The organism is Streptomyces sp. IBSBF 3136 (assembly GCF_036815105.1).
Lineage (GTDB): Bacteria > Actinomycetota > Actinomycetes > Streptomycetales > Streptomycetaceae > Streptomyces.
The window spans coordinates 1-7,761 of the sequence record NZ_JAJSZC010000383.1 but is presented as its reverse complement, the minus strand read 5'-3'; the positions used below and the strand labels follow the sequence as shown (position 1 = coordinate 7,761).

Below are 7,761 nucleotides of genomic sequence, written 5' to 3'. Positions count from 1 at the left end.
CCTCCTCCCTCGACTACGTGGGGTCCGGGCCGCCCACCTACGACCCCGAGCCCACCGCGCTTCCCGCCGTCGACCCCGACGACCTCGCCGAGCTGGTTCCGGACACCGTGCTGGACGGTGCCCGCTACGGCGCCTGCACCCTGCGGGCGGTGTCGTTGCGCGGGGACTCGGCGCGCTACCGGGGGGAGCAGCGCCGGGACGCGCTGCTGACCGCGCGGTTCGGGACGGGGGAGCAGGCGCTGGTGCTCGTCGCGGTGGCGACCGGCGCCCGGGCCACCCCCTACGCCCATCTGGCGGCGGCCGAGGCATGTCAGCTGATCGGGCGGGCCGTGGGCCGCAGCCACCAGCGGCTGGCGGAGGACATCAGGGCGGGCCGGCGCGGCGACCTGAAGTCGGGTCTGCACCGGCTGACCGACCGCGGTCTCGGCAAGCTGCGCGCCAGTGCCGTGGAACAGGACCTGGACCCGGAGGAGTACGCGGCGAGCCTGCGCTGCCTGCTGCTGCCCGCCGACCCCGACTGCCGGACCCGGGTGTTCTTCGGCGTCGGCGACGGCGGCCTGTTCCGGCTGCGGGACGGCGAGTGGCAGGACATCGAGCCGCGCATCTCGCCCGCCGACACCACCGGTGAACCCGTCCTCAGCTTCGGCTCACCGCCCGCGGAGACCCCCGAGGGCGACCGGCTCACCATGGACCTCGGCATCCCGACCCCGCCGAGCCCCTACGAGCCGGCCCCGGCGCCGCCGCGCGAGCCGTTCCGGTTCCGCGCCTCGGTAGCCCGGCCGGGTGATGTCCTGGTGATGGGTACGGAGGGGCTCGCCGAACCGCTGCGCGGCGAGCCCGCGCTCTGCGCGTATCTGGCCCGCCGCTGGTCCGACCGCACCCCGCCCGGCCTCGCCGCCTTCCTGGCGGACGTCCAGGTGCGGGTGAAGGGGTACGCGGACGACCGTACGGCGGCGGCTGTTTGGGAGGCGTAACCGCGGTCCCTGTGGATTGATGGACCGGGAGGGGCGGTTCCCGGGACAGCGAAGGGGCAGACGCGAGCCATGGCCAGACAGAACGTCGCCGAGCAGTTCGTCGACATCCTCGTCCGCGCGGGCGTACGCCGTCTGTACGGCGTCGTGGGCGACAGCCTCAACCCCGTCGTCGACGCCGTGCGCCGCAACGCCGCCATCGACTGGATCCACGTACGGCACGAGGAGACCGCCGCCTTCGCGGCCGGTGCCGAGGCGCAGATCACCGGGCAGCTGACGGCCTGCGCCGGTTCCTGCGGCCCGGGCAACCTGCACCTCATCAACGGCCTGTACGACGCCCACCGGTCCATGGCGCCGGTGCTCGCCCTGGCCTCGCACATCCCCTCCAGCGAGATCGGCCTCGGCTACTTCCAGGAGACCCACCCGGACCGGCTGTTCCAGGAGTGCAGCCACTACAGCGAGCTGATCTCCAGCTCCAAGCAGATGCCCCGGCTGCTGCAGACCGCGATCCAGCACGCGGTCGGGCAGAGCGGCGTGAGCGTGGTCTCGCTGCCCGGCGACATCGCCGCCGAGCCCGCCCCGGAGAAGGCCGCGCAGAGCGCCCTCGTCACCTCCCGGCCCACCGTGCGGCCCGGCGACGCCGAGATCGACCGGCTCGTGGAGATGATCGACCAGGCCGGCCGGGTCACCCTGTTCTGCGGCAGCGGCACGGCCGGCGCGCACGCCGAGGTCATGCGGTTCGCGGAGCTGATCAAGTCACCCGTGGGCCACGCGCTGCGCGGCAAGGAGTGGATCCAGTACGACAACCCGTACGACGTCGGCATGAGCGGGCTGCTCGGGTACGGCGCCGCCTACGAGGCCACCCACGAGTGCGACCTGCTGATCCTGCTCGGCACCGACTTCCCGTACAACGCCTTCCTGCCCGACGACGTGCGGATCGCGCAGGTCGACGTGCGGCCCGAGGTCATCGGCCGCCGCTCCCGGCTCGACCTGGCCGTGTGGGGCGACGTCCGCGAGACGCTGCGCTGCCTGATCCCGCGGGTGCGGGAGAAGACCGACCGGCGCTTCCTCGACCGGATGCTGAAGAAGCACGCCGACGCGCTGGAGGGCGTGGTCAAGGCGTACACCCGCAAGGTCGACCGGCACATCCCGATCCATCCCGAGTACGTGGCCGCGGTGCTCGACGAGATCGCCGACGACGACGCCGTCTTCACCGTCGACACCGGGATGTGCAACGTCTGGGCCGCCCGCTACATCTCGCCCAACGGCCGCCGCCGGATCATCGGTTCCTTCTCGCACGGCTCCATGGCCAACGCCCTGCCCATGGCGATCGGAGCCCAGTTCACCGACCGGCGCCGGCAGGTGGTCTCCATGTCCGGCGACGGCGGATTCGCCATGCTGATGGGCGACTTCCTGACGCTGGTCCAGTACGACCTGCCGGTCAAGGTGGTGCTGTTCAACAACTCCTCGCTCAGCATGGTCGAGTTGGAGATGCTGGTCGCCGGTCTGCCCTCGTACGGCACCACCAACGTCAACCCCGACTTCGCCGCCGTCGCCCGGGCCTGCGGCGCCCACGGGGTGCGGGTGGAGAAGCCCAAGCAGCTCGCCGGGGCGCTCCGGGACGCCTTCAAGCACAAGGGACCGGCCCTGGTGGACATCGTCACCGACCCCAACGCCCTGTCGATCCCGCCGAGGATCAGCGCCGAGATGGTGACCGGGTTCGCGCTGTCGGCCTCGAAGATCGTGCTGGACGGCGGCGTCGGCCGCATGCTCCAGATGGCCCGCTCCAACCTGCGCAATGTGCCCAGGCCCTGAACCGGAGCCGGAATGGACGTTTTCCGGCCAGTTTCACGCCCCGTGACGGACCGTCCGCGGCGCGTGCCGCGGGCCCGCGCCCGGCCGTGCTGGGGCCACCGGGGCACGGTACGGCGGCCCTGGCGGGCGGGACACCGTCCGGACGGGGTCAGGAGGCGGGGCGAGGGGGCCGACGGCCGTGGCCGAACAGGGGGACGTCCCCCAGCCACCAGGACTGCCCGGTGGCCCGTTGGGCATGGATCCCCGTGAACGTGTTCGACCAGGAGGGGCAGGGTCAAGCAGCGTGCGGGCGGGGGTCATGAAGAGGCAGGCGCGAGGGGGCGGTCCCGTGGCCATCGGGGCCTCCTCGGCGAAGACGGGGGAAGAGACCGACACCATCACCGAACCGGCGCACCCGCCCCCGCTCAGACGCAGGCTGGGGCGCGCCGACCTCAGGGCGGTGCCCGAGGCCCGCCGGGAACTGCGCGAACTGCTGCGGCACTGGGGCAGGCCCGGCCGTTCGGAGATCGCCGAACTGCTCACCAGCGAACTCGTCACCAACGCCCTCGTGCACACCGACGCCGACGCCGTGCTGATCGCGGTCGTCTCGGCGCGCGGACTGCGGGTGGAGGTGCGGGACTTCGTGTCCCGCAGGCCGCGCCTGCGCGTGCCCGACCTGACCGAGGACACGAACGGCCGGGGCCTGGCCCTGGTGCAGTCCCTGGCGGACGCCTGGGGTGTCCGGCCGCACGGGGTGGGCAAGTCGGTGTGGTTCGAACTGGGCGCCGAGGCCGCCTGAGCGGGATCCGTACGGACACGGGGCGGGGGGGGGGGGGGGGGGGGGGGGGGGGGGGGGGGCGCCCCCCCCGCCCCCCCCCCCCCCCCCCCCCCCCCCCCCCCCCCCCCCCCCCCCCCCCCCCCGATGCCGGCCGCCCGTGTGCCCGGCGTGCTGGTCGTGCCGGACGTGTTCGGCGTCCTAGCCGAACTGCTGCTCCAGGTCCTTCAGCTTGCGCTCCAGGGAGTCGAGGCGGGGCAGAGCCATCGTGTCGTCCTCCGCGGTGAGGTCGACGGTGACCGGCTCAACGCCCTTGCGGACCGGCTGAAGGGAGGGCCGAGAGCGTACGGGCAGCTGCTCCGCCGCTGATATGGCGGGCTCCGCGGTCGCCTCCGCGGGGGCGCGCTCCACCGCCTGCACCTCGACCTGCCGGCCGCCGCCGCGGCCGACGAAGCCGCGGTGACCCCGGCTGATGGCCTTCAGCTGAGCGCGTTCCATGCGCTCCTGGTCGCGCCGGCGCCGACGGGTCTCCTCCTTCTGCCTGCTGTCCTCGCGGACCTCCTCCACGGCCTCGTCCAGGCTGCGCACACCCTCGAGGAGCATCAGCGACCAGGCCCTGTAGGTCTCGCGCGGGGCGCGCAGCCAGCGCACTATCCGGATCTGCGGCAACGGGCGCGGCACCAGGCCCTGTTCGCGCAGCGCGGCCCGGCGGGTCTGCTTCAGCGCCCGGTCGAACAGGACGGCCGCGGACAGCGACATGCCGGAGAAGAACTGCGGCGCGCCCGCGTGGCCGACGCCCCTCGGCGCGTGCACCCAGTTGAACCAGGCCGCCGCCGCGGCGAACATCCACACGAGTATCCGGGAGCCGAGGGCCGCGTCGCCGTGGCTGGCCTCGCGCACCGCCAGGACGGAGCAGAACATCGCCGCGCCGTCCAGGCCGAACGGCACCAGGTACTGCCAGCCGTCGGTCAGGCCGAGGTTCTGCTCACCGAAGCCGACCAGGCCGTGGAAGGACAGTGCGGCCGCCACCGCCGCACAGCAGAAGAGAAGGACGTAGGAGGCCGTGCCGTAGACGGCCTCCTTGCGCCGGCGGCGCTCCTCGCTGCGCTCCCACGAGTCGTCCGCGCTCGCGTTCTCCCCGGAGGAGCGCTTTCCGCGCGCGAGCACCGCAACCGCCGCCAGCATGCCCAGGAGCAGTACGGCGCCGGGAAGCAGCCAGTTCAGCGATATGTCGGTCAGTCTCATCAGGGGTCCCTTGCATTGGGATAGGGCGTATCGCCCGCCATAGTGGCCCACTCCCGACGGCCCTCAGGGGGTTTCGGGGCAAGAGGCCGCCAAGAAGGTGCAAGGGAATGCCCAGGGCGGCGTTCTGCTCGAACTGCCGCGTGAGGGGCGGGAGTTGAGTTCGAATAAGACTACCCGTACGGATGGTTCCCGGGAAAGTTCCCGAGGCTTGTGAGGAAGTCGTGAACTACTGTCCGGCAAACGGGTGGTCCGATCGCGGTGATCTTAGTCGACCGGGCGCCCGCCGCCGACCTGAGGGTGCCTCAGGCGGCCGTCATGGAGGCGGACTTGGGCACGCGGTCGCTGTCGCAGTTGCGCGGGCAGGTGGCGCAGGTGTCCTCGGGCCGTACGGTGTAGAACATGCAGCAGCTCGTCCGGTCCCGGGTAGGCAGTGGTTCCCCGGCGGGCCCGGTCAGGGTCCGGAACGCGGCCGCGCCGACGTACGGCCGGGTCGCCCCGGGCAGCAGCATCTCCAGCTCCCGTACCGCCCGTGCCTCCTCGGCGCCGCCCAGCAGCCTGGCGACGTACCACAGCCCCTCCACGACCTCGTCGGTCGCCATGCCCCACAGTGCCCGCCCGCGCCGCCGCATCCGCGGCCCGAAAGCGGCGAGCACCGGCTCCAGGTGTTCGGCGACGGCCGCGCACACCTCGGCCCGCAGCGCCTCCTCTCCGGCCACCACGACGGCGCCGGGCAGCGCGGCCGCCGGGTCGCCGGGCAGGCAGGCGAAGGAGGCGGGGCGCACGGCCATGCGCCCGGCGACCCGGTCGTACGAGACATGCGTCACGGGCAGCCGCGGCACCCGGCGGCACAGGAACCACGGAACGGTGATCAGCAGGGAGGCCGGCCATGCGTAGCGGTGCAGGCCGAGGCTCGCCACGACGTCCGGCCGGGCCGGCCGTCCGTAGTCCCGGAGCACCTGCGCCTCGTCCCAGGCGAGGAAGGTGTCGAGGTCGCAACCGCCGCGCGCGAGCCCGGCCGTGGTGAGCCATCCGTCGCCCGGCGGCAGCGGGTCCGCGGGTCCGAGGACGGTCACGGCCGGGCCGGCTCCGGTCCCGGTGAGGCGGGCGTAGGCGGAGCGGAGCGGCGAGGCCGCGGCGGGCATGGCGGTACCACCGTTCCTGGATCACGGACGGACTGTGCAGGTAAGGCTAACCTTATTCGTCCGTGAGGGAGTTTGAACTGCCGCCTTGTGCGCCTAAGGTGCTTGACGGACAAGTAACAACCCGCCGTTAATGACCCCTAAGTGCCGGCGGCCCCGAGGAGGAGCGCGTGGAACAGGGCGTGCAGGGCGTGCAGGGCTCCGCCGAGACGCGGGCCCATGCTGGGCCTCAGGGTGCCGCCCGGGTGCCGGCGCAGGCGCGCGCGGCCGAGCCCGTCCGTGAGCGCGATGCCGGCCTGCCGGCCGCCCGTGGCGAGCACACCCACTCCGAGCCGCCGGCCCCGCGGGCGCGGGTCGTGCAGCGTTCCTCGGTGCGCGGCCAGATCCTGGACGCGCTGCGCACGTCCCTGGTGGCGGGCGAGCTGAAGCCCGGCGAGGTCTACTCGGCGCCGGTCCTCGGCGAGCGGTTCGGGGTGTCCGCGACACCGGTGCGCGAGGCCATGCAGCAGCTCGCGCTGGAGGGCGCCGTCGAGGTCGTGCCCAACCGCGGCTTCCGGGTCGTCGAGCGGGGCGCGCGGGAACTGGGCGAGCTGGCCGAGGTGCGGGCGCTCATCGAGGTGCCGGTGATGCTGCGGCTCGCCCGCACGGTGCCCGTCGAGCGGTGGGCCGCACTGCGCCCGGTCGCCGAGGCGACGGTGCGCGCCGCCTCCTCCGGCTGCCTCGCGGCGTACGCCGAGTCCGACCGGGCCTTCCACCGCGCGATGCTGTGCCTGTCGGGCAACGAGCAGCTGGTGCAGATCGCGGACGACCTGCACCGGCGCGCGCAGTGGCCGCTCGTCGGGGGGCCGGTCCGGCAGCGCCGGGCGGACCTGCTGGCGGACGCGGCGGAGCACACGGCACTGCTGGACGCGCTCATCGCCCGCGACCTGGACGTGGTGCGCGGCCTGGTCGGCGAGCACTTCGCGGGCGCGGCCTGACGCTCCCGCGCCCCGCGTCCTCCCGCGCCCCGCTCTCCCGTCTGCGGCTCCCCGCGCCCGGGGCCGTACCGGTCAGGAGGCTCGGGACCGTCAGGAGCCGCCGGGACCGTCAGGAACCGTCCCGCGAGCCGTGCGCGCTCTTCGAATAGGCGTCGTGCCAGGCGGCCTTCGCGCCGGAGTCGCCTATCCGGTACACGTCCACGACAGCCCCGGCCGCCACGGCGAGCGACAGGACGGCCACCACGATCCGCACCGGCAACGCCGCCGCCCGGCCCGCGCGCGCCGAACCCGCCGGGGCCACGGTGTCCGCCGGGCCCTCGGCCGGCACCGCCTTCTTCGTGCCGCGCGCCGTCCACCACACGACCGCCGCCAGGACGAACAGGCCCAGCGCCCACGGCAGCAGCCCGTCGCCCAGCTCGGTGTGCCGCCGGACCAGCGCGTCGTCGTCGACGTGCCGTTCGAGCCATTCGCCGGCCTGGGTGGTCAGGGGCACGCTGACCAGGGCGACGAGGGCGAGCGCGGGCAGCAGCGCCCCGAGCCGGCGGGCCGCCCGGGGCCACACCGCCGCGGCCACCAGCGCCAGCGCGGTCAGCGGTATCAGCACGACGACGACGTGCACCAGCAGCACATGNCCCGAGCCGGCGGGCCGCCCGGGGCCACACCGCCGCGGCCACCAGCGCCAGCGCGGTCAGCGGTATCAGCACGACGACGACGTGCACCAGCAGCACATGGGCCGGCAGGCCGTTGACCAGACTCATGGGGACACTCCTGAGGGGGGTGGGGCCAGGGGCGCGCCAGCGTGGCACAGCAAGCTCTCAGTTGCCTCTGAGCGTGCTCTCGGCCACCCGGCCCCCGGCGGA

Annotated in this window: 7 protein-coding genes; 4 read left to right on the top strand and 3 right to left on the bottom strand. The window is 73.9% G+C overall.

Annotation, left to right across the window (positions count from 1 at the left end; genetic code table 11):
* The 3 genes from V7E45_RS39170 to V7E45_RS39160 form a co-directional block, all read left to right on the top strand.
* Positions 1-974, top strand: a 974-nt coding sequence (locus tag V7E45_RS39170; protein WP_333779059.1) for a protein phosphatase 2C domain-containing protein, incomplete at its 5' end; no start/stop codon positions are given.
* A 69-nt stretch (positions 975-1,043) separates the two neighbouring features.
* On the top strand, positions 1,044-2,786 hold the full coding sequence (locus tag V7E45_RS39165) for a pyruvate dehydrogenase (protein WP_333779058.1): 1,743 nt from the start codon (positions 1,044-1,046) through the stop codon (positions 2,784-2,786).
* Between the two features lie 328 nt (positions 2,787-3,114).
* Positions 3,115-3,564 carry an ATP-binding protein gene (locus tag V7E45_RS39160; RefSeq protein ID WP_333779057.1) on the top strand — a complete coding sequence of 150 codons (450 nt, stop codon included), beginning with the start codon at positions 3,115-3,117 and terminating at the stop codon, positions 3,562-3,564.
* A 177-nt stretch (positions 3,565-3,741) separates the two neighbouring features.
* Here V7E45_RS39160 and V7E45_RS39155 read toward each other — a convergent pair whose 3' ends face one another.
* Together V7E45_RS39155 and V7E45_RS39150 are read right to left on the bottom strand one after the other, a co-directional pair.
* A complete protein-coding gene (locus tag V7E45_RS39155) occupies positions 3,742-4,785 on the bottom strand; it encodes a DUF2637 domain-containing protein (RefSeq protein WP_333779056.1) in 1,044 nt (347 codons plus the stop codon).
* Between the two features lie 302 nt (positions 4,786-5,087).
* Complete coding sequence (locus V7E45_RS39150) at positions 5,088-5,927, bottom strand: (2Fe-2S)-binding protein (RefSeq protein WP_333779055.1); 840 nt, start codon at positions 5,925-5,927, stop codon at positions 5,088-5,090.
* A gap of 167 nt (positions 5,928-6,094) precedes the next feature.
* On the opposite strand from V7E45_RS39150, the gene V7E45_RS39145 reads away from it, so the two are divergent.
* Positions 6,095-6,901 (top strand): GntR family transcriptional regulator, encoded by an 807-nt coding sequence (locus V7E45_RS39145; RefSeq protein ID WP_333779054.1) that lies wholly within the window; start codon positions 6,095-6,097, stop codon positions 6,899-6,901.
* Between the two features lie 109 nt (positions 6,902-7,010).
* Here the strand turns inward: V7E45_RS39145 and V7E45_RS39140 are convergent, their stop codons facing one another.
* Complete coding sequence (locus tag V7E45_RS39140; protein ID WP_333779053.1) at positions 7,011-7,520, bottom strand: hypothetical protein; 510 nt, start codon at positions 7,518-7,520, stop codon at positions 7,011-7,013.
* Positions 7,521-7,761: the final 241 nt, after the last annotated feature.

What these genes read in the sequence shown, in the direction of transcription:
- V7E45_RS39150 (WP_333779055.1), bottom strand. Translation starts at nt 5,927, where the DNA reads ATGCCCGCCGCGGCCTCGCCGCTCCGCTCCGCCTACGCCCGCCTCACC.
- V7E45_RS39165 (WP_333779058.1), top strand. Translation starts at nt 1,044, where the DNA reads ATGGCCAGACAGAACGTCGCCGAGCAGTTCGTCGACATCCTCGTCCGC.
- V7E45_RS39155 (WP_333779056.1), bottom strand. Translation starts at nt 4,785, where the DNA reads ATGAGACTGACCGACATATCGCTGAACTGGCTGCTTCCCGGCGCCGTA.